The sequence below is a fragment of the Bradyrhizobium sp. CCGE-LA001 genome (assembly GCF_000296215.2).
In the GTDB taxonomy this organism is placed as follows: domain Bacteria; phylum Pseudomonadota; class Alphaproteobacteria; order Rhizobiales; family Xanthobacteraceae; genus Bradyrhizobium.
Genome location: NZ_CP013949.1, coordinates 601,031 through 624,753 on the forward strand (window position 1 = coordinate 601,031; position 23,723 = coordinate 624,753).

At 64.8% G+C, this 23,723-nt stretch carries 22 protein-coding genes; 10 read left to right on the forward strand and 12 right to left on the reverse strand.

What is annotated here, in order from left to right:
- Positions 1–29 precede the first annotated feature (29 nt).
- On the reverse strand, positions 30–839 hold the full coding sequence (locus BCCGELA001_RS02820) for a ComF family protein (protein WP_060734573.1): 810 nt from the start codon (positions 837–839) through the stop codon (positions 30–32).
- A gap of 60 nt (positions 840–899) precedes the next feature.
- The gene (locus BCCGELA001_RS02825) at positions 900–1,487 is read right to left on the reverse strand and encodes a macro domain-containing protein (protein WP_008542051.1); all 588 of its coding nucleotides are present in this window, start codon (positions 1,485–1,487) and stop codon (positions 900–902) included.
- A 90-nt stretch (positions 1,488–1,577) separates the two neighbouring features.
- Between BCCGELA001_RS02825 and BCCGELA001_RS02830 the strand changes: the two genes are divergently transcribed.
- Positions 1,578–2,444, forward strand: a complete 867-nt coding sequence (locus tag BCCGELA001_RS02830) for a methyltransferase domain-containing protein (RefSeq protein ID WP_008542054.1) — start codon at positions 1,578–1,580, stop codon at positions 2,442–2,444.
- A 117-nt stretch (positions 2,445–2,561) separates the two neighbouring features.
- On the opposite strand, the gene BCCGELA001_RS02835 is transcribed toward BCCGELA001_RS02830, so the two are convergent.
- The 3 genes from BCCGELA001_RS02835 to BCCGELA001_RS02845 form a co-directional block, all read right to left on the reverse strand.
- The gene (locus BCCGELA001_RS02835; protein WP_008542055.1) at positions 2,562–2,972 is read right to left on the reverse strand and encodes a (deoxy)nucleoside triphosphate pyrophosphohydrolase; all 411 of its coding nucleotides are present in this window, start codon (positions 2,970–2,972) and stop codon (positions 2,562–2,564) included.
- Positions 2,973–2,982: 10 nt separating this feature from the next.
- Positions 2,983–4,224 (reverse strand): bifunctional glutamate N-acetyltransferase/amino-acid acetyltransferase ArgJ, encoded by a 1,242-nt coding sequence (argJ, locus tag BCCGELA001_RS02840; RefSeq protein WP_060734574.1) that lies wholly within the window; start codon positions 4,222–4,224, stop codon positions 2,983–2,985.
- A 101-nt stretch (positions 4,225–4,325) separates the two neighbouring features.
- Entirely contained in the window at positions 4,326–5,237 is a 912-nt protein-coding gene (locus tag BCCGELA001_RS02845) for a peptidylprolyl isomerase (RefSeq protein ID WP_008542060.1), read from the reverse strand.
- Between the two features lie 349 nt (positions 5,238–5,586).
- Here BCCGELA001_RS02845 and secA point away from each other — a divergent pair, with 349 nt between their 5' ends.
- Positions 5,587–8,427, forward strand: a complete 2,841-nt coding sequence (gene secA, locus BCCGELA001_RS02850; RefSeq protein ID WP_060734575.1) for a preprotein translocase subunit SecA — start codon at positions 5,587–5,589, stop codon at positions 8,425–8,427.
- Between the two features lie 212 nt (positions 8,428–8,639).
- Here secA and BCCGELA001_RS02855 read toward each other — a convergent pair whose 3' ends face one another.
- Positions 8,640–9,083, reverse strand: coding sequence for a MarR family winged helix-turn-helix transcriptional regulator (locus BCCGELA001_RS02855; protein WP_008542071.1), 444 nt, complete (start codon positions 9,081–9,083; stop codon positions 8,640–8,642).
- A 180-nt stretch (positions 9,084–9,263) separates the two neighbouring features.
- On the opposite strand from BCCGELA001_RS02855, the gene BCCGELA001_RS02860 reads away from it, so the two are divergent.
- The 7 genes from BCCGELA001_RS02860 (at position 9,264) to BCCGELA001_RS02890 (ending at position 16,761) form a co-directional block, all read left to right on the forward strand.
- Positions 9,264–10,448, forward strand: a complete 1,185-nt coding sequence (locus tag BCCGELA001_RS02860) for a substrate-binding domain-containing protein (protein ID WP_008542074.1) — start codon at positions 9,264–9,266, stop codon at positions 10,446–10,448.
- A gap of 153 nt (positions 10,449–10,601) precedes the next feature.
- Entirely contained in the window at positions 10,602–12,116 is a 1,515-nt protein-coding gene (locus BCCGELA001_RS02865; RefSeq protein ID WP_008542075.1) for an amidase, read from the forward strand.
- Between the two features lie 36 nt (positions 12,117–12,152).
- Positions 12,153–13,010 carry a branched-chain amino acid ABC transporter permease gene (locus BCCGELA001_RS02870; RefSeq protein WP_008542076.1) on the forward strand — a complete coding sequence of 286 codons (858 nt, stop codon included), beginning with the start codon at positions 12,153–12,155 and terminating at the stop codon, positions 13,008–13,010.
- A 4-nt stretch (positions 13,011–13,014) separates the two neighbouring features.
- Positions 13,015–14,232 (forward strand): substrate-binding protein, encoded by a 1,218-nt coding sequence (locus tag BCCGELA001_RS02875; protein ID WP_008542079.1) that lies wholly within the window; start codon positions 13,015–13,017, stop codon positions 14,230–14,232.
- 19 nt (positions 14,233–14,251) lie between these two features.
- Positions 14,252–15,352: a branched-chain amino acid ABC transporter permease gene (locus BCCGELA001_RS02880; protein WP_060734576.1), complete on the forward strand. Its 1,101-nt coding sequence runs from the start codon at positions 14,252–14,254 to the stop codon at positions 15,350–15,352.
- Complete coding sequence (locus BCCGELA001_RS02885) at positions 15,342–16,073, forward strand: ABC transporter ATP-binding protein (protein WP_060734577.1); 732 nt, start codon at positions 15,342–15,344, stop codon at positions 16,071–16,073. Before BCCGELA001_RS02880 ends, BCCGELA001_RS02885 begins: the two co-directional genes overlap by 11 nt.
- Positions 16,066–16,761 (forward strand): branched-chain amino acid ABC transporter ATP-binding protein, encoded by a 696-nt coding sequence (locus tag BCCGELA001_RS02890; protein ID WP_060734578.1) that lies wholly within the window; start codon positions 16,066–16,068, stop codon positions 16,759–16,761. Before BCCGELA001_RS02885 ends, BCCGELA001_RS02890 begins: the two co-directional genes overlap by 8 nt.
- A gap of 227 nt (positions 16,762–16,988) precedes the next feature.
- Here BCCGELA001_RS02890 and BCCGELA001_RS02895 read toward each other — a convergent pair whose 3' ends face one another.
- From BCCGELA001_RS02895 to BCCGELA001_RS02915, 5 genes are all read right to left on the reverse strand, one after another.
- On the reverse strand, positions 16,989–18,551 hold the full coding sequence (locus BCCGELA001_RS02895) for a L,D-transpeptidase family protein (protein WP_162492951.1): 1,563 nt from the start codon (positions 18,549–18,551) through the stop codon (positions 16,989–16,991).
- 466 nt (positions 18,552–19,017) lie between these two features.
- Positions 19,018–19,980 carry an acetyl-CoA carboxylase carboxyltransferase subunit alpha gene (locus BCCGELA001_RS02900; protein ID WP_060734579.1) on the reverse strand — a complete coding sequence of 321 codons (963 nt, stop codon included), beginning with the start codon at positions 19,978–19,980 and terminating at the stop codon, positions 19,018–19,020.
- A 267-nt stretch (positions 19,981–20,247) separates the two neighbouring features.
- Complete coding sequence (xerD, locus tag BCCGELA001_RS02905) at positions 20,248–21,204, reverse strand: site-specific tyrosine recombinase XerD (RefSeq protein ID WP_008542105.1); 957 nt, start codon at positions 21,202–21,204, stop codon at positions 20,248–20,250.
- Positions 21,205–21,269: 65 nt separating this feature from the next.
- A complete protein-coding gene (locus tag BCCGELA001_RS02910; protein WP_008542107.1) occupies positions 21,270–21,677 on the reverse strand; it encodes a nuclear transport factor 2 family protein in 408 nt (135 codons plus the stop codon).
- Between the two features lie 45 nt (positions 21,678–21,722).
- Entirely contained in the window at positions 21,723–22,760 is a 1,038-nt protein-coding gene (locus BCCGELA001_RS02915; RefSeq protein ID WP_060734580.1) for an SDR family oxidoreductase, read from the reverse strand.
- 103 nt (positions 22,761–22,863) lie between these two features.
- On the opposite strand from BCCGELA001_RS02915, the gene BCCGELA001_RS02920 reads away from it, so the two are divergent.
- Positions 22,864–23,460: a helix-turn-helix domain-containing protein gene (locus BCCGELA001_RS02920; RefSeq protein WP_060734581.1), complete on the forward strand. Its 597-nt coding sequence runs from the start codon at positions 22,864–22,866 to the stop codon at positions 23,458–23,460.
- Between the two features lie 16 nt (positions 23,461–23,476).
- On the opposite strand, the gene BCCGELA001_RS02925 is transcribed toward BCCGELA001_RS02920, so the two are convergent.
- Positions 23,477–23,623 (reverse strand): hypothetical protein, encoded by a 147-nt coding sequence (locus tag BCCGELA001_RS02925; RefSeq protein WP_008542114.1) that lies wholly within the window; start codon positions 23,621–23,623, stop codon positions 23,477–23,479.
- Between the last annotated feature and the right edge of the window lie 100 nt (positions 23,624–23,723).

Here is a 23,723-nt window from a genome sequence, read left to right on the forward strand (position 1 = left end):
CTTTCATGTCATGAACTGAATTCATTGAATTATATGGGACGTGGGCCGGCCTCGACAACCCGGGCAAAGACCAGCACGTCCACCTGGGCCGCCTTGGCGCGCAGCAGGGCCCGCGCGCAGGCATCCAGCGTCGCGCCCGTGGTCAGGACATCGTCGACCAGGACGATGCGGCGGCCCTGAATCTCGGCCTGGTGGCCCGGGGATACCTGGAACGCGCCCTGCACATTGCTGGCGCGCTGGGCCCGGGACAGGCCGATCTGCTGCTCGGTGGCGCGCACCCGGCGCAGGAACTCGCCGCGCACTTCCACGCCGCTCTGCCGCGCGATGATCCGCGCCAGCGCCCCGGACTGGTTGAAGCGGCGTCGCCAGGCTCGCCGCCAATGCAGCGGCACGGGCACCAGCATGTCGGCGCCGGCGAGCAGCTCGCCGCCCGCGCGCGCCATCCAGCGCCCCATCGCCGGTGCCAGATCGGTGCGGTCCTGGTATTTCAGCGCATGCACCAGCGTGCGCGCGACGTCGTCATAGCGTACCGCCGCGCGCGCCCGCTGGTAGGCCGGCGGGCTCGCGATCGCCTCCATCGACAGCATGTCGGGGCCGGGATCGTAGACGAAGGGAATGCCGAGCCGCGGGCAATAGGGCCGCTCGATGAACGACAGCCGCGCCCAGCACGCAGCGCAAACGCCCTCACCGTCGACCGGCTCGTGGCAGGACACGCACTGCGTCGGCAGCGCGATGTCGAGCGCGAGCCGTGCGGTGCGCGCCAGCACATGGCGGCCGGCCATCCACGCGGCGCGCAATGGTGCGGCGATGGAACGGGTGGGGGCAGCGTCGGTTTCCATGCGGGGAGGCTAGCGCTGAGCTTGCGGAGGCTCAAGCGGCGCGGGCTTGAAAGGGGCCATTTAGGAGAGCAGGTCGTGATGCTGTCTCAGAATGGTGCGGGCGCTTCGCCGCTCTGTGGCCGGCGCGAGGATCAAGTCATAGGCAAGCCGCATCTGCCGCGCAGCTCGCAGGGGAGGCATTGCGCCCACGCCTGTCCCCAGACCCGGGACAAGCAGGGACTGAATCGTCTCGTCGGCGCTGGCATTATGCGACAGGACGGCAATCAGAGCTGCCCGAAATGCGAGGTATACATTCACGGTCTGATCGATGCGCGCCGGGACCCGCATCGTGGGCGCGCTCACCAGAAACGGAAAGCGCTCGTGGCCTGTGGCGAGTACGATCGCTTGACCGACCGGAAGCTCTCCGTAATGGTGCTCCGACAATACGTCTTGCAGATTGGTCTGGAGCTCCCAGCCGAAATATCGCGAATAGAGCAGGTCGATGCCACCATCCATGTGCCCAAAGCTGTTCGCCGGGCTCAGGATCGCATCGGCCTGTTGCGCAAAGATGTCGCCGAGCGAAATCTCGACGTTTGCCGCGTCGGCAAACGCTGTCCGCCATGCTTCGACAACGTCTGCGTTGATATCTCGAAGATAAATGCTGAACACGACACAAGCCTCGGTGACGCCTGACCATACAATGGTGCGCCCGGTTCTTCCACCTGCGTCGCCATTGTGCGGGTTGCCAGAGTGGCCGTCATGAGCGTAACCAGCGCCATGGCCCAGACCCCGCAAACCCCGCCCGCCTTGTTCGATCGTGCCTTGCTGCACGCGCGGCAGCGGCGTGCGCAGGCGCTAGGGGCCGTGAGTTTTCTGCTCGACCGTGTTGCCGAGGACATGTCGGATCGGCTGGCTGCGGTGATGCGCGAGTTTCATGCACCGGTCGATCTCTGGACGCCCGGCGAGGGTCTCGCGGCGTTGCGCACGCGGCTGCCTTCGCTCGATCTGATTGCGCCCGATGTGGCTGGCGGAGAAAAGCTCCCTCTCGCCGCTGAGAGTCTCGATCTCGTCGTCTCGGCTCTGGCGCTCCAATTCGTCAACGACCTGCCGGGCGTGCTCGCGCAAATCCGCCGTGCGCTGAAGCCAGATGGATTGCTGCTCGCCGCGATGATCGGCGGAGACAGCCTGACCGAGCTGCGTCAGGCCTTTGCCGCGGCGGAAGCCGAGTGCGAGGGCGGCGTGTCGCCACGCGTGGCGCCGTTCGCTGATCTCAGGGACATCGGCGCGCTGTTGCAGCGGGCGGGCTTTGCGCTGCCGGTCACCGACGTCGACCGCGTCGTGGTGCGCTATGGCAACGCGTTCGCGCTGATGCAGGATCTGCGCCGCATGGGCGCGGCCAATATGCTGATCGAGCGGCGGCGGACGCCGACGCGGCGCGCGACGCTGCTGCGCATGGCCGAAATCTATGCCGAGCGCTTCGCCGACGCCGACGGCCGCATTCGTGCCACCTTCGATATCATCTGGCTCTCCGGCTGGGCCCCGCATGCGAGCCAGCAGCAGCCGCTCAAGCCGGGATCGGCCAAAGCGAGCCTGGCCGAGGCGGTGAAGAAGGCGGGAGAGAAGTGACGTGTGTCCCGGACGCGCTGCAGCGTCAAACGCTGCTGCGCAGGGCCGGGACCCAGTCTGCGGCCTCTGGGCCCCGGCTCTGCAGCGCTTTGCGCTGCGTCCGGGGCACGGCAGACCTCACATCAACAGATCGATCAAATGCGGGATCAGCGGGATGTCCGCAGGCGGCATCGGATAGTCGCGCAGCTTGTTGGCGCGGACCCAAGCGAGGTTCTGGCCTTCGCGCGCCGTCACCGTCCCTTCCCAGCGCCGGCAGATGTAGAGCGGCATCAACAAATGGAAGGTCTCGTAGCCGTAGCTCGCAAACGTCAGCGGCGCCAGGCACGGCTCGGCCACGGTGATGCCGAGCTCTTCGTGGAGCTCGCGGATCAGGCTCTGCTCGGGCCGCTCGCCCGGCTCGAGCTTGCCGCCAGGAAATTCCCAGAGGCCCGCCAGCGCCTTGCCCTCGGGGCGTTGCGCGATCAGGACGCGCTTGTCGGCGTCGACCAGCGCGCAGGCCACCACCAATGTCAGTTTGAGATCGGCCATCGGCGTCCGCTTACGACCTGTAATCCCCGTTGATCGCGACATATTCCTTGGTGAGGTCGCAGGTCATGACGCGGTCGCGGCCCTTGCCGAGGCCGAGCGAGACCAGAATCGCGATCTCCGGCGACTTCATCGCCTCCGACACCTGGGCTTCGTCATAGGACGGATCGCGCGCGCCGTTCCTGGCGACGCGGATGCCGTTGAAGGAGATCGAGAGCCTGTCGCGATCGGCGGGCTCGCCGGCCTTGCCGACCGCCATCACCACGCGGCCCCAATTGGCATCCTCGCCGGCAATCGCGGTCTTCACCAGCGGCGAGTTCGCGATCGACATCGCGATCTTGCGCGCGGAAGCCTTGGTCTTGGCGCCCTCGACCGTGATCTCCACCAGCTTGCGGGCCCCTTCGCCGTCGCGCGCCACCTGCTCGGCGAGGTTGGCGAGCACCTGGTTGAACGCCTTGACGAACGCCTTCAGGCGCGGGTCGCTGGCGCGGCTGATCTTCGGCGCGCCGTGCTCGGCGGCGGCGCCCGTTGCGAACGCCAAAAGCGTATCCGACGTCGACGTGTCGCCGTCGATCGTCACGGCGTTGAAGGTGTCTTCGACTCCGGCCTTGAGCAGCGCTTGCAACGCCGCCGGCGCGATCGGCGCGTCGGTGAAGATAAAGGACAGCATCGTCGCCATGTCGGGCGCGATCATGCCGGCACCCTTGGCCATGCCGTTGATGGTGACCTTGGCCTTGCCGAGCTTGACGGTCGCGGTCGCGACCTTCGGGAAGGTGTCGGTGGTCATGATCGCCTTGGCCGCGGCGAGATAATCGCCTGCTTCCGCGGTTTCGGCGAGACGGCCGAGCACGCCGTCGAACTTGGTCGCGTCCAGCGGCTCGCCGATCACGCCGGTCGAGGCCAGGAAGATCTCGCTTTCGCTGCAGCCGACCGCCTTGGCCGCGATCTTCGCGGTCAGCGCGGTGGAGGCGCGGCCAGTCTTGCCGGTGAAGGCGTTGGCATTGCCGGAATTGACGACGAGGGCGCGCGCCTTGCCGCCCTTCAGCTTGGCGCGGCACCATTCGACCGGCGCCGAGGGGCATTTCGACCGCGTGAACACGCCCGCGACCGCGGTGCCCTTGTCCATCACCGCCAGCAGCACGTCGGTGCGGTTCTTGTAGCGGATGCCGGCCTCGGCCGTCGCGAGGCGGATGCCTGCGATCACGGGCATGTCGGGAACGGTTTTCGGGGCGAGCGGGGAGACGGAGGAGGACATCGCGGGGCGCCTTGGTGGGGTCTGGATATGCAGATGGCCGGGGAATCCCCGGCCATTGCGACGTTAGATACTATTGGCGTCCGCGAAGTGACAGCGAATTCTTACTTCTTCGCCGGCGGCGCCATCTTGCTGTCGGAGGGCTTGGCGTCCGGCTTGGCGGCATCTGCCGCGGGCTGGTCCAGCCGCTCGACCTTGGCTTCGGTGCGCAGCTTGGCGACGTAGTCGGCCTGGGCCTTGCGGGTCACGTACTGCTCGATCTGGGCCTTGACCTGCTCGAAGTCCGGCGCCTTGCGGTTGCGCTTTTCCTCGACCTTGATGATGTGCCAGCCGAACTGCGACTTCACGGGGTCGGAGATCTTGCCCGGCTCCAGCGCGAAGGCCACGGCCGAGAATTCCGGCACCATCTGTTCCTTGGTGAAGAAGCCGAGGTCGCCGCCGTCGGCCGAGCCCGGATCCTTGGACTTCTTCTTGGCGAGCTCGGCGAAATCGGCGCCCTTGTCGAGCTCGGCCTTCACCGCCTTGGCCTCGTCCTCGGTCTCGACCAGGATGTGGCGGGCGCGCACCTCCTGCTCGCCGGTGATCTGCTTGGCGGCCTCGTCATAGACCTTCTTCATGGCGTCGGGGGTGGTGGCGGCCTTGCCCTCATTGGCGAGCAGACTGTCCATCAGGAGCCGGTTGCGGGCAAACGCCAGGCGCTTCTTGAACTCCTCGTTGTCGGCGATCTTCTTATCCTCGGCAGCCTTGCTGACGATCTTCATGTCGATCAGGAAGGACAGGACGTTCTCGTCCTTGGTCGCCGGATCCATCTGGGCGAGGCTCGGCCCGAGCTCCTCCTCGGCCATGGTCACGTCGCTCTTCTTGATTTCAGCGCCATTGACCTTCGCGAGCACCGGATCGTCGGCGGCGCGCAACGGCCCGGCGAAGGCCAGGGACAGCGCCAAAGTGAGGCAGCCAGCCAGGGCGGACGCATGGCGGAAACGCTGGCCGGTGGTTACCGGGAACGAGGTGGTCATGGAAAATCCTTTTGTTGAAGCAGGGGGCTGCTCGAGCGGGGCGGACACTCGCCCAATCAAGGTGGCTTGGCAACGCGAAAAGTCTGTCAAAATGATGAATTAGCCGCAATGCGGCCGCCGTTGACAAGGCTGGGGGCCGGCCATATCTCTGGCCGGTCGCGTCCATGGCGATGGCGTTTATTTTGCTGCGTTTTTGGCCGTTGAACCCAGACTTGCTCAACTCCCACCCATATGGCGGACGACCCCCCGCGGGCTGAGGGCGCCATCGGCGTCACGGTGAGTTGAATAGGCAGGCGGGTGACAACTTCTTGGCTGCAACGCGGTTGAATCGCGAACACAGGAACTAGGCATGATCGGCGCGCTCGCCCGCAAGTTTTTCGGCTCCGCCAACGACCGGCGGGTGAAGGGATATCAGTCTCGCGTCAACGCGATCAATGCGCTGGAGCCGGAGGTCTCGAAACTTTCCGACGAGGCGCTCAAGGCCCGCACTGCGGAATTCAAGCAGCAGCTCGCGGGCGGCAAGACCCTCGACGACCTCCTGGTCCCCGCCTTCGCCACGGTGCGCGAGGCCGCCAAGCGCACGCTTGGCCAGCGCCATTTCGACGTCCAGCTGATCGGCGGCATGGTGCTGCACGAGGGCGACATCGCCGAGATGAAGACCGGCGAAGGCAAGACGCTGGTGGCAACGCTGGCGGTCTATCTCAACGCGCTGGCCGGCAAGGGCGTCCACGTCGTCACCGTCAACGACTATCTCGCCCGCCGCGACTCCGGCTGGATGGGCCAGATCTACGGCTTCCTCGGCATGACCACCGGCGTGATCGTGCACGGCCTCGACGATGCCGAGCGCAAGGCGGCCTATGCCTGCGACATCACCTACGGCACCAACAACGAATACGGCTTCGACTATCTTCGCGACAACATGAAGTACCGGCTCGAGGACATGGTCCAGCGGCCGCATTTCTTCGCCATCGTCGACGAGGTCGACTCCATCCTCATCGACGAAGCGCGCACGCCGCTGATCATCTCCGGCCCGCTCGACGATCGCTCCGACTTCTACAACACCATCGACGGCTTCCTGCCCAAGCTCGACAAGACCGATTACGAGGTCGATGAGAAGCAGCGCACGGTGACGCTGACCGAAGGCGGCATGGAGAAGATCGAGACCCTGCTGCGCGATGCCGGCCAGCTCAAGGGCGAGTCGCTCTACGACGTCGAGAACGTCTCCGTCGTGCACCACATCAACCAGGCGCTGCGTGCCCACACGCTGTTCACCCGCGACAAGGACTACATCGTCCGCGACAACGAGGTCGTCATCATCGACGAGTTCACCGGGCGCATGATGCCGGGCCGGCGCTATTCCGAAGGCCTGCACCAGGCGCTGGAAGCCAAGGAGCACGTCCAGGTCCAGCCCGAGAACCAGACGCTGGCCTCGATCACCTTCCAGAACTACTTCCGCATGTACGAGAAGCTGGCGGGCATGACCGGCACCGCCGCGACCGAAGCGGACGAACTGTTCGACATCTACAAGCTCGAGGTCGTGGAGATCCCGACCAATCTGTCGATCGCGCGCCTCGACGAGGACGACGAGGTCTACCGCACCCAGCAGGAGAAATACGCCGCCATCCTCGCCGAGATCGAGCGCGCCAACTCGCGGCTGCAGCCGGTCCTGGTCGGCACCGCCTCGATCGAGAAGTCGGAAGTGCTCGCCGAATTCCTCAAGAAGAACGGCTACAAGCAGATCGATTTCGGCAAGGAGCACGCGCTCGACAAGCTCTATGCCGCGGCCCGCGCCGGCAAGCCGGCAAAGCTGTTCGCGGTGCTGAATGCGCGCTTCCACGAGCAGGAAGCCTATATCGTCGCCGAAGCGGGCGTGCCCGGCGCGATCACGATCGCGACCAACATGGCCGGCCGCGGCACCGACATCAAGCTCGGCGGCTCGCTGGAGATGCGGATCCAGCAGGAGACCGCGGGCATCGAGGACGAGGCCGAGAAGGCCAGGAAGATCGAGCAGATCAAGGCCGACATCGCCCATTTCCGCGACATCGTGCTGAAGGCCGAGGAGACCGTCGAGATCGAGCCGGCGAAGGGATCCAAGCCCGCCAAGACCGTGAAGAAGCCTGGCGGCCTCTACATCATCGGCTCCGAGCGGCATGAATCCCGCCGCATCGACAACCAGCTCCGCGGCCGATCCGGCCGTCAGGGCGACCCCGGCCGCTCGAAGTTCTTCCTGTCGCTCGAAGACGATTTGATGCGCATCTTCGGCTCGGATCGTCTCGACAGCATGCTGCAGCGTCTCGGCCTGCAAGAGGGCGAGGCCATCATCCATCCCTGGATCAACAAGGCGCTCGAGAAGGCGCAGCAGAAGGTCGAGGCGCGCAACTTCGACATCCGCAAGAACCTCCTCAAGTTCGACAACGTCCAGAACGACCAGCGCAAGGTGATCTTCGATCAGCGCGTCGACCTGATGAAGGACGAGAGCGTCGCCGAGACCGTCACCGACATGCGACACGCCTTCATCGACGATCTCGTCGCCAAGCACGTGCCCGAGCATGCCTATGCCGAGCAGTGGGACGTCGCCGGCCTGAAGGACGAATTGAAGCGCGTGCTCGATCTCGACCTGCCGGTCGACGAATGGGCCAAGGAAGAGGGCATCGCCGACGAGGAGCTGCTGACGCGCATCGAGACCAAGGCCGACGAGCACATGGCAGCCAAGGTGGCGCAATGGGGTCCCGACGTGATGCGTTACGTCGAGAAGACCATCCTGCTGCAGACCCTCGACCACCTCTGGCGCGAGCACCTGATCATGCTCGACCATCTGCGCCAGGTCATCGGCCTGCGCGGCTACGGCCAGCGCGATCCGTTGCAAGAGTACAAGACCGAAGCCTTCAATCTCTTCCAGGAGATGAGCGCGCATCTGCGCGAGGCCGTCACGGCGCAGCTGATGCGCGTCGAGATCGTCCCGCCGGAGCAGGAAGCGCCCGTGCTGCCGCCGATGGAAGCGCACAAGTTCGATCCGAATACCGGCGAGGACGAAATGGCGCTTGCCAGCGTCACCCTCGGGGCCCAGGCCACGGATGCCTCGCTACGCGATCCCAAGAACCCCGCCAGCTGGGGCAAGATCGGCCGTAACGAGGACTGCCCCTGCGGCTCGGGCAAGAAGTACAAGCACTGCCACGGGCGGTACGCGTAAGGCCTGAATGGGATGGTGAGGCGCGATGCCAGCGCCTCATTCTCCGCCGTCGTCGCCCGGCTTGACCGGGCGACCCAGTACGCCGAGGCCTCTCGACTCAATCATATCAGTCTCTGGAATACTGGATCGCCCACCTGCGCGGGCGATGACAGCCGAGTGAGTGGCTCACAGCTCCACCCTTCGCCGGACCACGAGAGTGAGAAGCCACCTTCTCAATTCGAACTGTCGATTAAACTTTCGAGCAGCCGCTTCAATTCGCTGGTCGGCTTGTCGCCGTAGCTCTCCAGGATGTGCTCCTCCTGGTCGACCGCGAGCGAGTTCAGCCTCTTGCACAGCACCTTGCCGCGGTCGGAGATGAACATCAGCACCTTGCGGCGGTCGTTCGGGTCCTGCACGCGGTAGACCAGCGTGTCCGAGACCATGCGGTCGATCATCTTGGTCAGCGTCGGATGGTTGAGCAGCACGGCGTCCGCGAGCTCGCCCATCGAATGGCCGTTGCCGTCCGACAGCACTTTCAGGATGCGCCATTGCTCGACCGGCACGCCCTCCTTGCTCAAGCGCAGTTCGAGCTGCCGGTTGATTTCCCGGTTGGCTTGCGCCAGCAGGTAGGCGAGGTGTTCGGTGATCGGGGTGTTTTCTTTCGAGGGTTTTGCCACGGCTAAGACTTCGTCTTGACCCAAATGAGTGAATGTCTTGCAATCAATGCTGCATCTATATGCACTTCAATTGTTGAATATTCAATATTTTCAAAATAGGATCATTGCCCAACAAAAGGGCGGAGAGCCGCGGCCGCCTGATCAATGTGCTTTCGGGTCTGATATCAGACAGGAGTTGGCGTGCGCGCGACGGTGAACTTCCCGGCTCACGGCGGCCCGGCGTTGCCGCCGTCCTTGCTGTTCAGGAATCTGTCGTCATCGGCGGCTGATGGCGTGTTGTCGCCCAGCGATCACGCTCTCTTCAGGCGGCGCGGCGCCAACAAGCTGCGGATCGGCGGCTTCATCTGCTGCACCGGCTCGCCCGGGGTCTGGGGCCCTTGTGCGACCAACAGCGCGCAGCTCGCCGTTGCCGAGATCAACAAGCGCGGCGGCATCCTCGGGCGCGAGATCGAGTTGTCGATCTACGACGCCGGCGGGCCGCTCGATGAGGTCCTAAACCGGGCCGAACAGGCGATCGCCTTCGACGAGGTCGACCTCATCGTCGGCTTGCACACCAGCGCGGTCCGCGTCGGCCTGCGCGACGTCACCACGCGTCATCGCATCCCCTACATCTACACGCCGGTCTACGAGGGTGGCGAGCGCACGCCCGGTGTGATGGCGATCGGTGAGACGCCGCGCTGGCAGAGCCGGCCGTCGATCCATTGGCTCGCCGACGTCAAGAAGGCGAAGCGCTGGTACCTGATCGGCAGCGACTATGTCTGGCCCTGGCAGTCGCACCGCGCGGTGAAGAACTACATCAAGGAGACCGGCGGACAGGTCGTCGGCGAAGAGTTCGTTCCGCTCGGGGAGGACAATCACGAGGCGCATCTGGCGCGCATCCGGGCCGCGAGGCCCGACGTCGTGCTGATCTCGCTGATCGGCACCGACAGCATCACCTTCAACCGTGCTTTCGGCGAATGCGGTCTCGGCGCCACGACGCTGCGGCTCGCGGGCGCCATGGACGACACCGTGCTGCTCGGCATCGGCGCGGACAACAGCGAGAACATGTTCTGCGCATCCGGCTATTTCATCGGCACCGGCGCGCGCGCCAATGATGACTTCCAGAGTCGCTATCGCGCGATGTTCGGGCCGAACGCGCCTCCCATCGGCTCCGTCGGGCAGTCCAGCTATGAGGGCCTGCGCTTTCTCGAAGCGGTCGCGAACAAGGCGGGCTCGCTGTCGATGGGACCGCTGCTCGCAGCCGGACGTAACATCGTCTACAGCGGCGCCCGTGGCCAGGTCACCGTGCGCAACGGACATGCGCGGATGCCGATGCATCTCGCCGAGGCCGACGGCCTCGACTTCAAGCTGATCAAGCCGATCTGAGCCCGGCGCGGCAATCGGCTCACGCGCCGTCGCAAAATAATACTTGAAAAGGAAAATATTTCCGTTTTGAATGTTTCGGCCGGGCCGGTGCGCTCGTCGCGCCAAACGCGGCCGCACGCCCAAGGACTGATCCAAAAAACTCAGGAGAGCGCCGTGACAGTTGCCCTTCCAACGCCCGCCCAACTTCGTGCCGTCGCCGAACAGTGCGGCCTTTCGCTCACCGATGACGACGTCGCCTCGTTCCGAGGCCTGATGCAGGGCTCGATCGAGGCCTACAATCTCGTTGGCGCGATGCCGGACGAACTGCCGGAGGTGAAATATCCGCGCACGCCGGGCTATCGGCCCTCGGCGGAAGAGAACCCGCGCAACGCCTGGTATCGCAAGTCGACCGTGAAGGGCGCCGCCAGCGGCAAGCTCAAGGGTAAGACCGTCGCGCTGAAGGACAACATCATGCTGGCCGGCGTGCCCATGACCAACGGCTCGTCGACGCTGGAAGGCTACGTGCCCGATTTCGACGCCACCATCGTCACGCGGATGCTGGACGCCGGCGCCGAGATCAAGGGCAAGGTGCATTGCGAGCATTTCTGCCTGTCCGGCGGCAGCCACACCAACTCCTACGGCCCGGTGCATAATCCGCACAAGATGGGCTACTCGGCCGGCGGCTCGTCCTCGGGCTCGGGCGTCGTGGTCGCGCTCGGCGAGGTCGACATGGCGATCGGCGGCGATCAGGGCGGCTCGATCCGCATGCCGTCCTCGTTCTGCGGCACCTATGGCATGAAGCCGACCTGGGGCCTCGTGCCCTATACCGGCATCATGCCGATCGAGATCTATGTCGATCACACCGGCCCGATGACTGCGACGGTCGAGGACAACGCGCTGCTGCTCGAGGTGCTCGCCGGCGACGACGGTTACGATCCCCGCATCAAGGCGCCGAAGGTCGAGGAATACACCAAGGCGCTCGGCCAGGGCGTCAAGGGCATGAAGATCGGCATCGTCAAGGAGGGCTTCGAGCAGCCGACCGCGGAGGCCGCGGTGAACGAGAGCGTGCGCGAGGCGGCAAAACGCTTCAAGGACCTCGGCGCCAGCGTCGAGACCGTGTCGATCCCGATGCATCTGTTGGGCGGCGCGATCTGGACCCCGATCGGCACCGAAGGCCTGACCCAGACCATGATGTTCGGCGACGGCTACGGCCTGTCCCGCGGCGATCTCTATTCTACCTCGCTGATGGATTTCCATCGCGGCTGGCGCCGGCAGGCCGATTCGCTGTCGGAGACAACGAAATTGTTCATGATGCTCGGCACCTACATCAACAACAATTTCGGTCCGCGCTTCTACGGTAAGGCACTCAACATCTCGCGCCGGCTGACCGCGGCCTACGACAAGGCGTTCAACGACTACGATCTGCTGCTGATGCCGACGACGCCGATGAAGGCGACCAAGCTGCCGGAGCCCAATGCCAGCCGCGAGGAATACGTCGCCCGTGCGCTCGAGATGATCTCCAACACCGCGCCGTTCGACATCACCCATCACCCCGCGATGTCGTTGCCCTGCGGCATGGTCGATGGCCTCCCCGTCGGCCTGATGCTGGTCGGCCGCATGTTCGAGGAATCCACCATCTACCGCGCCGCCCATGCCTTCGAGCAGATCGGCGACTGGAAGAAGATGTGAGCGGAGAGCAGATGCAGACCGACGGAAACCCGATGCATGGCTAACGCGTTCGTCGCGGCGTTCGAGATCCTGAGCTTCGGCGCGATCATCGTCCTGATCGTGCTGGGGCTCGGGATCATCGCCAGCATGATGGGCATCTTCAACTTCGCGCAGGGCGAGTTCGTCCTGCTCGGGGCCTACATCACCTATCTCGCTTATGCAAAGGGACTGCCGATCTGGGCCGGCATGGCCGCGGCCCCCTTCGTGGTCGGCGCGCTCGGCTTCGTACTGGAGGCGCTGATCATCCGCCGCTTCTACGCCGCGCCCATCGTCGCCATGCTCGGCACCTATGCGCTCGGCCTCATCATCCGCGAAGCGGTGCGCGGGTTGATCGGTGGCTTCTATCTCACCGTGCCCGAACCGATCGGCGGCTCGATCGATTTCGGCACAGTCCATATCTCGGCCTGGCGCTTCACCATCATCCTCATCACGTTGCTTGTGATGGCGGGTTGCTACCTGCTGCTGTCGCGCACGAATTTCGGCCTGCGCATGCGCGCCACGCTGGAAAATCCGTCGCTGGCGCGCGCCTCGGGCATCTCCACGCCGCTGATGTACGGCGCCACCTTCGCGTTCGGCTCCGCCCTCGCGGGTCTTGCCGGCGCGCTGATCGTTCCGGTGTTCAGTCTCTATGCCGATCTCGGCCTGCGCTTCCTGATCCAGGGCTTCGTCGCGGTCATGGTCGGCGGTGTCGGTTCCTTCATCGGCCCGGTCGCCGGTGCCGGCGTCATTGGCACGCTCAGCGCGGCGCTGCCCTGGGTGATGGCGCCCGTCGTCGCCGACGTGCTCGTCTTCGTGCTCGCCATTGTCTTCATCAAATTCCGCCCGCAGGGCCTCATCGCTGGAAAAGGGGTATAGTCACATGTTCGATCGCACGCAGCTTTCACGGCGCCGCTTCCTCTCCAATTTCGCTTTCGCGTCCGGTGCAGTCGCAACCGGGGTCGGCAGCTGGGTGATTCCGGCCCCCTGGGCCAATGCGGCCGAAGGCCCGATCAAGGTCGGCATCGCCACCGACCTCACCGGCCCGATTGCCTATGCCGGCAATGCCGATGCCAACGTCGCCAAGATGGTGATCAAGGAGATCAATGCCGCCGGCGGCCTGCTCGGCCGTCCGCTCGAGCTCTATATCGAGGACACCGCGTCCAATGAATCCGTCGCCGTCGGCAACGTGCGCAAGCTGATCCAGCGCGACAAGGTCGACATGGTGCTCGGCGGCATCACCTCGTCGATGCGCAACGCGATCAAGGACCCGATCGTCGCACGCGGCAAGACCCTCTACATCTATCCGCAGCTCTACGAGGGCAAGGAGTGCACGCCCTATCTGTTCTGCACCGGGCCTACCCCGGCGCAGCAATGCGACGAGTTCATCCCCTGGCTGATCAAGAACGGCGGCAAGAAGTTCGCGCTGCCGAGCGCCAACTATGTCTGGCCGCACACGCTCAACGTCTACGCCCGCAAGGTGATCGAATCGAATGGCGGCGAGGTCGTGTTCGAGGAATATTACCCGCTCGACCAGGTCGACTTCTCCGCGACCGTCAACCGCATCGTCTCCAACAAGGTCGACGTCGTCTTCAACACCGTCATTCCGCCCGGCGTCGGTCCGTTCTTCAAGCAGCTTTACGAAGCCGGCTTCCTCAAGAATGGCGGTCGCCTGGCCTGCGTCTACTATGACGAGAATACCCTCAACATCAATCAGGCCGCCGAGATCGAGGGGCTCGCGAGCTGCCTCGACTATTTCAAGGTGCTGACCAAGGAGAACCCGTTCGACGCCAAAATCCAGGCGGCCTACGAGAAGGATTTCCCCGGCAATTTCCTGTTTGCCGCCGGCAGCGCCGCCACCGGCACCTATCGCGGCCTCAAGCTGTGGGAAGCCGCGGTCAAGGAAGCCGGCAAGATTGATCGCGAGTCCGTCGCCGCCGCGCTCGACCACGCCAAGATCGCCGAAGGTCCCGGCGGGCCCGCCGAGATGGTCCCGGGCAAGCGGCACTGCAAGATGAAGATGTACACCGCGGTCGCCAAGGGCGGCAACTATGAGATCGTCGCGCGCAGCAGCGGCCTCGTCGATCCCAAGGAATGCTAGAGTGGAATGCTGAGGTGGAATGCTGAAGCCGATGAGCGTGGTAAGACAGGCCGTCGTCGCCGATGCCGGCGACGAAGCGGGCGGTGCAATGGCAGAAGGCGCGGGAGCCGAGCGTTCGTCAGGCCGCAAGATCCTGCCGATCGTCGACGGCGTCGTGTTGCTCGCGGCGCTGCTCGCGCCGCTGGTGCTGCAGGACTATCTCACCGTGTTCGCAACGCGCGTGCTCATCCTCGCGCTGTTCGCGCTGTCGTTCGACCTGGTCTGGGGTTATGCCGGCATCATGAGCTTCGGCCAGGCGCTGTTCTTCGGATCGGCCGGCTATGGCGTCGCGTTGCTCGCGCGTGACCTCGACATCACCAATATCTTCCTGGTGCTGCCGGCGGGCACGTTGATCGGCCTCACTTTCGCGCTGCTGCTCGGCGGCTTCCTGCTGCTGGGACGGCATCCTTCCAGCGTGATCTTCGTCTCGCTGGGTACGCTGACGGGCTCCTATGCCGCGGACCGCCTGGCGCGCGGCTGGTATTATCTCGGCGGCCAGAACGGCATCCCCTCGATCGCGCCGATGTCGCTCGGGTCATATGATTTCACGGAAGGGCCGGCGTTCTACTATCTCGTGCTCGGCATCCTCGTCGTGGTCTATCTGCTCTGCCGCTTCCTGGTGCGCTCGCAATTCGGCCTGGCGCTCGCAGGCCTCCGCGAGAATGAGCAGCGCATCGCCTTCTTCGGCTACAAGGCGCAGCACCTGAAAGCCATCATCTTCACCATCGGCGGCGCCGTCGCCGGCCTTGCCGGCAGTCTTTACGCGTTCCACGAGGGCTTCGTCTGGCCCAACATGGTCGGGGTCGTGGTCTCGACGCAGGTGGTGCTCTACGTGCTGTTCGGTGGTTCCGGCACGCTGATCGGTGCCGTCATCGGCGCCGTCATCGTCGAAGGCGTCAGCTTCTGGCTGTCGGACAATTACCGCGATATCTGGCCCATCATTCTGGGATTGCTGCTGCTGCTCGTGATCCTGTTCCGGCCGCTCGGCCTGATCAGCTTCGTGCTTGGCGAGCGCGAGCGGGTCGGCAGCTTCGGTGCCAAACCCAAGGAAAACGTCAAGGAGAAGCGCAATGCTCCTTGAAGCCGCGGGCATCAAGAAGGTCTTCGGCAAGCTCACCGCGCTCGACGGCGCGGCGCTCAGCGTCGGCGAGAACGAGTTTCATGGGCTGATCGGTCCGAACGGCTCCGGCAAGAGCACGCTGATGAAGTGCATTGCGGGCGCGGAGGTGCCGACCCAGGGCAACGTGAGCTTCGTCAACACCGATATCACCGCCTTCACCCCGACCGAGCGTGCCCGCGCCGGCATGAGCCTGAAATTCCAGATCACGTCGGTCTTGCCGTCGCTGACGCTCTACGACAACATCCTGCTCGCGCTGCAGGCGCAGTGCTCGCTGTTCGACCTCGTGTTCTCGCGCACGCGCGGCGCACTGCACGACCAGGTCATGACCATGCTGAGGCAGTTCCGCCTCGCCGACCGCGCCTTCGACGCGGCCGCCGCGCTTTCGCACGGCCAGCAGCAATGGCTGGAGATCGCGATGGCGCTGGCGGGCAAGCCGAAACTGCTGCTGCTGGACGAGCCGACCGGCGGCATGAGCCTGGAGGAGCGCCGCGTCACCGGCGAGCTGCTGCAGCCGATCAAGCAGCACTGCTCGCTCGTCATCGTCGAGCACGACCTCGATTTCATCCGCGACATCTGTGATCGCCTCACCGTGCTCGACCAGGGCAAGGTGCTGGCCTCGGGCACCGTGTCCGAGATCCAGGCCAACACATCCGTCCAGGAGATCTATCTGCGCCGTGCCTGAATTTTTGGATATCAAGCATCTCGACGCCGGCTATGGTCGCAGCCAGGTCCTGTTCGACGTCACCCTCGGCATTCCCTGGCGCGGCGGCGTCGCCGTGCTCGGCCGCAACGGCGCCGGCAAGACCACGCTGATGAAGACCATTGTCGGCGAGTTGCCGGCGTGGAAGGGCGAGGTCGCCTTCGACGGCCGCGACATCAGCCGCCGCGCCACCCAGGAGCGCGTGCGCGCCGGTATCGGCTACGTGCCGCAGGAGCATTCGGTGTTCGCGCGCCTGTCGGTGCGCGACAATCTCGCCGTCGGCTCGCTCGCGAGCAAGAAGGCCGATGCAGTCGATCACGTGCTGACCATCTTCCCGAAACTCGGCCAGCGCCTCGACCAGCCCGCCGGCACGCTCTCCGGCGGCGAGCGCAAGATGCTCGCCATCGGCCGCGCCATGCTGGGCGATCCCAAACTCTTGCTGCTGGACGAGCCGACCGAAGGCGTCTGGATCGGCGTGATCGAGGAGATCACCGAGCGCCTGATCGAGCTCGCGAAGTCGATCGCCGTCATCATCGTCGAGCAGCACCTCGATTTGGCGCTGCGCGTTGCCGACTACGCCTACGTGCTCGACCGCGGCCGCGTCGCGCTGCAAGGCGAGGCGGGGCAGGTGCGGGGCAATCCGGAGCTGATGCGGTATCTGGCACCGTAGGGAGCGCGTGTGAAGCGCTCCGCTCTTACGCCAACCTCAACTGTCATGCTCCGCGAAAGCGGGGCATCCAGTACGCCGCGGCGTCTCGATTGAAAACGACTGTCTCTGGAATACTGGATTCCCCGCCGGAGCCTGTCATCGGGCTCGCCGAAGGCGAGACCCGGTGGCGGGGAATGACGGCGTCAAGCTTGGATGGGCTGGAGGAGGGAGCGGTTATCGCTCGCCGCCTACCTCATCGCTCCAAACCGGCTCTCGAACGAGTTCGACTGCACAACCGGTGCAGAACCCGCCATCAGGCCGCTGTCGGCGGCGCTATCCGACACTGACGGCTTCAGCGCCGGGCGCGTTGCGGCCAGCCGCGTGTCGGGTTGCGGCTTCGGTGGCTCGGCAGGCTTGGCGGCGGCAACGGCCGGCTTCGGCGCCTCCTTCGCGGCTTCCTTCTTGTCGTTGCCCGGCACGAATCTCGTCACCGCGGCCTTGAGCCGCGAGGCTGCCGTCGGCGGCGTCGGGGTGGTCTGGGCCGGTGCCACCGAAGCGGTGGCTTGCGGCGGAGCAGTTGTCGCGGTGGTGTCGGCGGTGCCGAGACCCATCTTGCGGCCGAGATTGGAGAAGAAGCCGCCTTGTGATTTTTCGGCGGGCTGAGCCGAGGCAACGCGCGTGCTGGTCGCGGGCGCGCTCACGGCCACCACCGGCTCTTCCTGCGGCGAGGGCGCGGACGCAACGGAATCGAGATTCGGCTTGGGCGGATTGACGTGGCCGGGGATCGTGCCCGGCGCCTTCGCCATCGCCAGCATCTGCAGCGTGGTGCCTTCGGCGCCTTCCGACAGGCCGGTCGAGCCTTCCGGAATCTTGGCCGCGAACACCTTGTTCATGCCGCCGTCGATGCCGGTGTTCATGCGCGCCACCGGCGTGCCCTTGGCGACGAGCCTTGCGTATTCGGCTTCGTCCTTGGCCTGCTTGCCGCGCACGGCGCTCGCGATTTCCTCGGGGATCACATAGGCCGGGCACTTCGCCGAGGCGTCGAACACCAGATCACGCTTGGCGTTCGCCGGCTTCGCGGCGTCGAAGACGTATTTCTTCTCGCAGAAATCGACCTTCGGCTCCTGCCGCGTCACCTCGAAATGATCATAGCCTTCCTTGATCATCTTCCAGAACGGCATGTTCGGGTTGGTCCGGTGCTTGGCCATGTTCACCGGCGTCATCTTGAACGGATAGGCCTGGAGCTGGAACGCCTTCTGGCCGCCGAAGAAGGATTCACGCCCGAGCGAATAGATCTCGGCGATCTGCTCGTCCGTCATGGCGTAACAGCCGCGCGAAGAACAATCGCCGTGCACCATCAGCTGCGAGCCGGTGCGCCCAAGCGCCTTGTCGAACGCGTTCGGATAGCCGGTGTTGAACGACAGGTAGTACGCCGATTGCGGATTCATCTGGCCGGGATTGATCGAGTAGAATCCTTCCGGCGCCTGGCGGTCGCCTTCGCGCACCTTGGGGCCGAGATCGCCGGACCAGCGGCAGATCGGATAGGTCTTGAGCAGTGCGAACTGGCCTGAGCGGGTCTGCTTCCAGACTTCGAGCTCGGCCTCCTGCTTGAACAGGCGGACCAGGATCGGCGATTGCAGATCCATGTCCTTCTCGGTCATCGCGGCGAGCAGCTTCGGCGGCACCGGCTGGTTGGCCTTGGCGTTGGTCGCGAGCGAGACCTGGTCGCTGTTGCAGCCGGCCAAGAGACCGCCGGCCATCATCAGCGCAACCGAAGCCAAGAGCGCGCGAGCAAGCGAACGAGAAATCAAGATGGACCCCACACGGTGCCGGGCAGTGCGCGCGAACCCCAATCGTTTGGAGCATGATCCGACCGGGCAACCGGACCCGTCGTGACGGGTTTTTTCAGCTCACGCCCCAGCGCTTATGCCCTGAAGCCATTGATTAAAATTCTAACCTCTGGGTCATCCGGTCGCAACCCGAGCGGGGATCACGAGCCCGTTGGCCCAGTGGCATGGTCAACGAAGCCTAAATGGACGCGACTTTGGGCCGTACTTGGGCCTTCCGGGCCCAGCGGGACTCAGATCGCTGATTTGGGCAAAAAAAGGGTTAATGCGGGGTTACTGGTGGTCCCTCGTGCCCCGGACGCGGCGCAGCGCGTCAGCGGTGCGACGCAGAGCCGGGGCCAGGGTTTGGACCAGGGTTGGAGATGGGTCCCGGCTCTGCGCAGCAGCGTTTCACGCTGCAGCGCGTCCGGGACACGAAAACCCGCTCGAATCAGCCCAGTTTTCGGCCGATATCGAGGAATTTCTGCCGGCGCTGCTTGCGGATGGCGTCGCCGTCGAGGCCGCGGAGCTCGTCGAACGCCTTGGCGATGCCATCCCCGGTGGTGGCGATCATGGCGGCGGGGTCGCGATGGGCGCCGCCGACCGGCTCTTTCAGGATCTGGTCGATCACCCCGAAGCGCAGCATGTCCTGGGCGGTGATCTTCATGTTGTTGGCGGCTTCCTGCGCCTTGGTGCCGTCGCGCCAGAGGATGGAGGACGCCGCCTCCGGCGAGATCACGCTGTAGATCGCGTGCTCTAGCATCAACACCTTGTTGGCGGTGGTGATGGCGATGGCGCCGCCCGACATGCCCTCGCCGGTGATGATGGCGACGTTCGGCACGGTCAGCGCCAGACAGGCATCGGTCGAGCGCGCGATCGCCTCGGCCTGGCCGCGCTCCTCGGCGCCAATGCCGGGATAGGCGCCGGCGGAATCGGCGAGCGACAGCACCGGCAGGCCGAAACGCTCGGCCATCTCCATCAGCCGCACGCATTTGCGATAGCCTTCGGGGCGGGCCATGCCGAAATTGTGCCTGATACGGCTTTCGGTGGAATCGCCCTTCTCCTGGCCCATCACGCAGATCGGCTCGCCGCGGAAGCGGCCGAAGCCGGCGACCAGCGCCTCGTCCTCGCCGAACTTGCGGTCGCCGGCGAGCGGGGTGAATTCGGTGATCAGGCCCTTGATGAAGTCGTTGAAATGCGGCCGCTGCGGATGCCGGGCCACCAGCGTCTTCTGCCACGGTGTCAGGTTCGTATAGAGGTCGGCCAGCGCCTGCGCCGCCTTGTCCTCGATCCGCCCGACCTCGTCGCTGATGTCGGTGCCGGTGGCCGCCAGCGCGCGCAATTCGTCGACCTTGGAGTCGAGCTCGGCGACGGGCTTTTCGAAGTCGAGATAGCTGCGCATCTGGTCTTGCATCAACTCAATATAAGGGGACGGGGCTCGAGAGCGAAGCGAGGTCGGGGCCGCGGAAAGAAGTGTAGTTTCTTCAATGGTTTGGCCTGTGTGCTCGGGAGCCGCCAGCCAAATCAGTCGTGAGGCCACGGCTCTTTCTGCGGAGATGTGGCCGAAGTCAAGGCGGTTTCGGTGGTGCCGTAGCCCGGATGAGCGAAGCGATATCCGGGTAGGTGGTGCATCGGGCACCGGTCCCGGATGTCGCTGCGCTCATCCGGGCTACGAACCCGCCTACTTCTCCGCCAGCGGGTGCAGGTCGCGCACCAGGCTCTTCAGCCGCTCCTCGACGACGTGGGTGTAGATTTGGGTGGTCGAGATGTCGGTGTGGCCGAGCAAGGTCTGCACGATGCGCAAATCGGCGCCGTTGTGCAGCAGATGGCTGGCAAAGGCGTGGCGCAGCACGTGCGGGGAGACCAGGCGGGCCTGCAACCCGGAAGCGACCGCGAGCTCCTTCAGGTCGCGGGCAAAATGCTGCCGCGTCAGATGCCCGCTCTCGCCGAACGAAGGAAACAGCCATTTCGACGCCGCCGCGCCAGTCTTCTTGTCGGTTTTAGCAGCTTCCGTCGCGGCGAGATAATCCGCCATCGCCTGGCGCGAGGCCTCGTTGAGCGGCACCAGGCGCTCCTTGTTGCCCTTGCCCCGCACCACGATCATGCGCGCATCGCGCTTGGCCGCCGAGCGCGGCAGCGCCACCAGCTCGGAGACGCGCAAGCCGGTGGCGTAGAGAACTTCGAGCAGGCAATAAAGCCTCAACGCGCGCAGCCGTTTCGATGGCGAGGCATCCTCCGCCTCGCTCAATTCCTTAGCGCGGCGGAGCATGCGGTCGACATCGGCGATCGACAGCACCTTCGGCAGGCCGCGGCCGCGCTTGGGCCCCGACAGGATCGCCGCGGGATCGTCGGTCCTGATCCGTTCGTTCAGAAGAAAGCGATAGAGATGCCGCATCGCCGACAGGCGGCGGGCGACGCTGGTGGATTTGAAGCCCCGCGTGTCGAGATCGGCGAGATAATCGCGCAGCGTCTGGGTCTGCGCGTCGACGAATGTGTGGCCGACGCGGCCCAGAAATTCCGAGAAATCGGTGAGGTCGCGGCGGTAGGCATCGAGCGTGTTGGCCCCCGCGCCCTGTTCCGCCGCGAGCATGTCGAGGAACAGGCCGGTGAGCTTGGTGTCGGAGGGCTTGATGGGCATGGCGGGAGCCTAGCGCCTATTTCTTGAGAAACTCACCAGCAAGTTTGGGCTGTCATACGCACCTTCTAGGGCCTGTCGCTGATCGCCGTCGCCTGCGACCAGACCACCATCCAGTGCCCGTCGCGGCGCTCATAGGTGTCAGTGTGCCAATAATCCGCGGGGGCAACGCGATGGCCGCCAAAGACGATCTCGAGCCTGGCGCGATATCGAATCACCGCGTGGTCCTTGTGCTGCCGAACGGCGATCGCGCCGGGCTCCCAGATCAGATATTTGATCTGCCCGCTCTGGATCGCACCCAGATATTCTTGCTTGGACAGCGGCATGCCGATCGGCGTAATCAACTGAAACTCCGGCGCGTGAAGCTGCTCCGCCTGCGCGATGTGCCCGTTCACCAACGCGCGCAACCGCGCCCGCTCGGTGTTGCGGATGTGCTCAGCTTGCGGTGAGTCCGTGTCGGTCGCATGCGTGGTCATTGGTGGTTCTCCAATTCTGCAAGAGTGAGGTGGGTTACGGCCGTGCTATGGCGTGGCGATCAGGCGATGGTCGATCAGACTTTGAGCGCTGGCGCGAATGCAATCCTCATCGGGCCGCGGCCTCCAGTTCAGCACGCGAATCGCCTTGGCGGCGCTGACGCTGAGATCGCGGTCGAGCTCGTGCACGATCATGCGGGAGCGCCCGCTGAACGGGGCCAGCGCCCTCACCATCCAGTTCGGCACATCGCCGCGCGGCAAGCGCTCCGCATAGTCCGGGAACGATGTCGCCAGCACCGCGGCCAAGTCCCTTAACCGGAAAAAACCTCCGCCCACGATGAAGCGCTGTCCGGCAGCGTCAGGGCAGGTCATCGCGCGGATATGAGCGTCGGCCACGTCGCGCACGTCGACGATCGCAAAGCCGAAGCGCGGGACACGCTTCAACTTGCCGCTCATCATCTGCTGGATCAGTCCGACGGACGTGCCGTATTGAGGGCCGAGCAGCGGTCCGAAGATCATGGCGGGATTGATCACGCATAGATCGAGCCCGTGACAGCGTGCGAAGCTCCAGGCCGCCTGCTCTGCCAGGGTTTTGGATTTGTAGTAGGGCGTCGCTCGCGCGCTGGCGGGATCAGTCCAATCGTTTTCGGTATAGGGAGGCCGGCCGCTGCCGTGATTGGTGGCGGCAATCGAGGATGTCAGCACCACGCGTGACACGCCGGCCTTATGAGCGGCGCGCAACACCCGGAGCGCGCCGTCGCGCGCGGTCCGGATCAGGTTGTCCGCGTTGTCAGGCAAGCCCGCCGGAAATGGCGAGGCCGTGTGGATAACGTAGTGACAGCCCTCCAGCGCGTCGTCCCAACCGTCATCGGAGCAGAGGTCGGCCCGGGTAAAGCTAAGGGCCTTGGCGGCGGTCGCGGTCGCGCAAAGCCGCTTTGGGATCTCGTCGCAGGCGTCCAGATTGCGGACGGTCCCGCGCACGCGATAACCGCTTGCCAGCAATTGCTGGGCAACATGGCCACCGAGAAATCCTCCAATGCCGGTCACGAGCACCGTGGCGGCTGAAGGAGCAGGTCGAGGATCCATTCTATTTCAATCCCTTAGCTCTGATTTATCAAATTAGACAATTGGACTACAATTGTCTAATCGTCTTTTTGACGAACTAGACATCAGATGTCAATATGTCTTGATGAGAGACAGCGATCACAAGGCCGGGGCTATTCTCGACGCAGCGCTGCCGGTGTTCGTCCGCCTCGGCTTTCGCAAGACGTCAATGGCCGACATCGCGCGCGCGGCGGGCATCTCGCGTGCGGCGCTCTACTTGAGCTTCGGCAGCAAGGAGGAGTTGTTCCGGGCGGGGTCGGCGCGTGCGCATGCCAAGACGATGCAGAGTGTCGAAGCCGCGCTCGCCGGCGACGGCGACGTTTTCAGCCGGATCGAGCTGGCGATCGCGGCATTCCAACGCGATCTGATCGCGCCATTCGCCGGCAGCGCGGACGCCGCTGAATTGTTCGACGCCAATATGGCGCTCGCCAAGGACATCACCTTGGCAGCACGCGCCCAATTGGTGGCCTTGCTGGCTCGCGCACTTGCCGATGCGCAAACAACGAATGCGATCACCTTAGATCATCTGAAGGCCTCGCCGACCGACCTCGCCGGCATCATCGTCGCGGCGATGGAAGGCATTAAGGAGGCGCAGGCCGCCGGCCAGAATCTTCTCGAAGATACCCAGCTGTTCCTGCGCCTGATGCGCCATGCGCTGACGCCGAACGGACGGACCGGCTGACGCTCGGAGCAGAGGCCTATTTCTTGAGAAACCTGTCAGGCGGGATCGTCACCGTCATTTCCCGCGGCTTCGGATTGACGAAGTTCGCCAGCGCGAAGACGCCGGCATAGACGATGCCGGCGATCACGGCGACGACCGTCAGGAACCGGAACAGGCTGGGCATCGGGAGAGGTCTCGGGGCGTGGCGAATTAACCAATGAAATCATCCAACATGTTCGCCGTTTCGTGGCAAGAGTCCTCTGGCGAGGGCCCCAAGGGGGTCG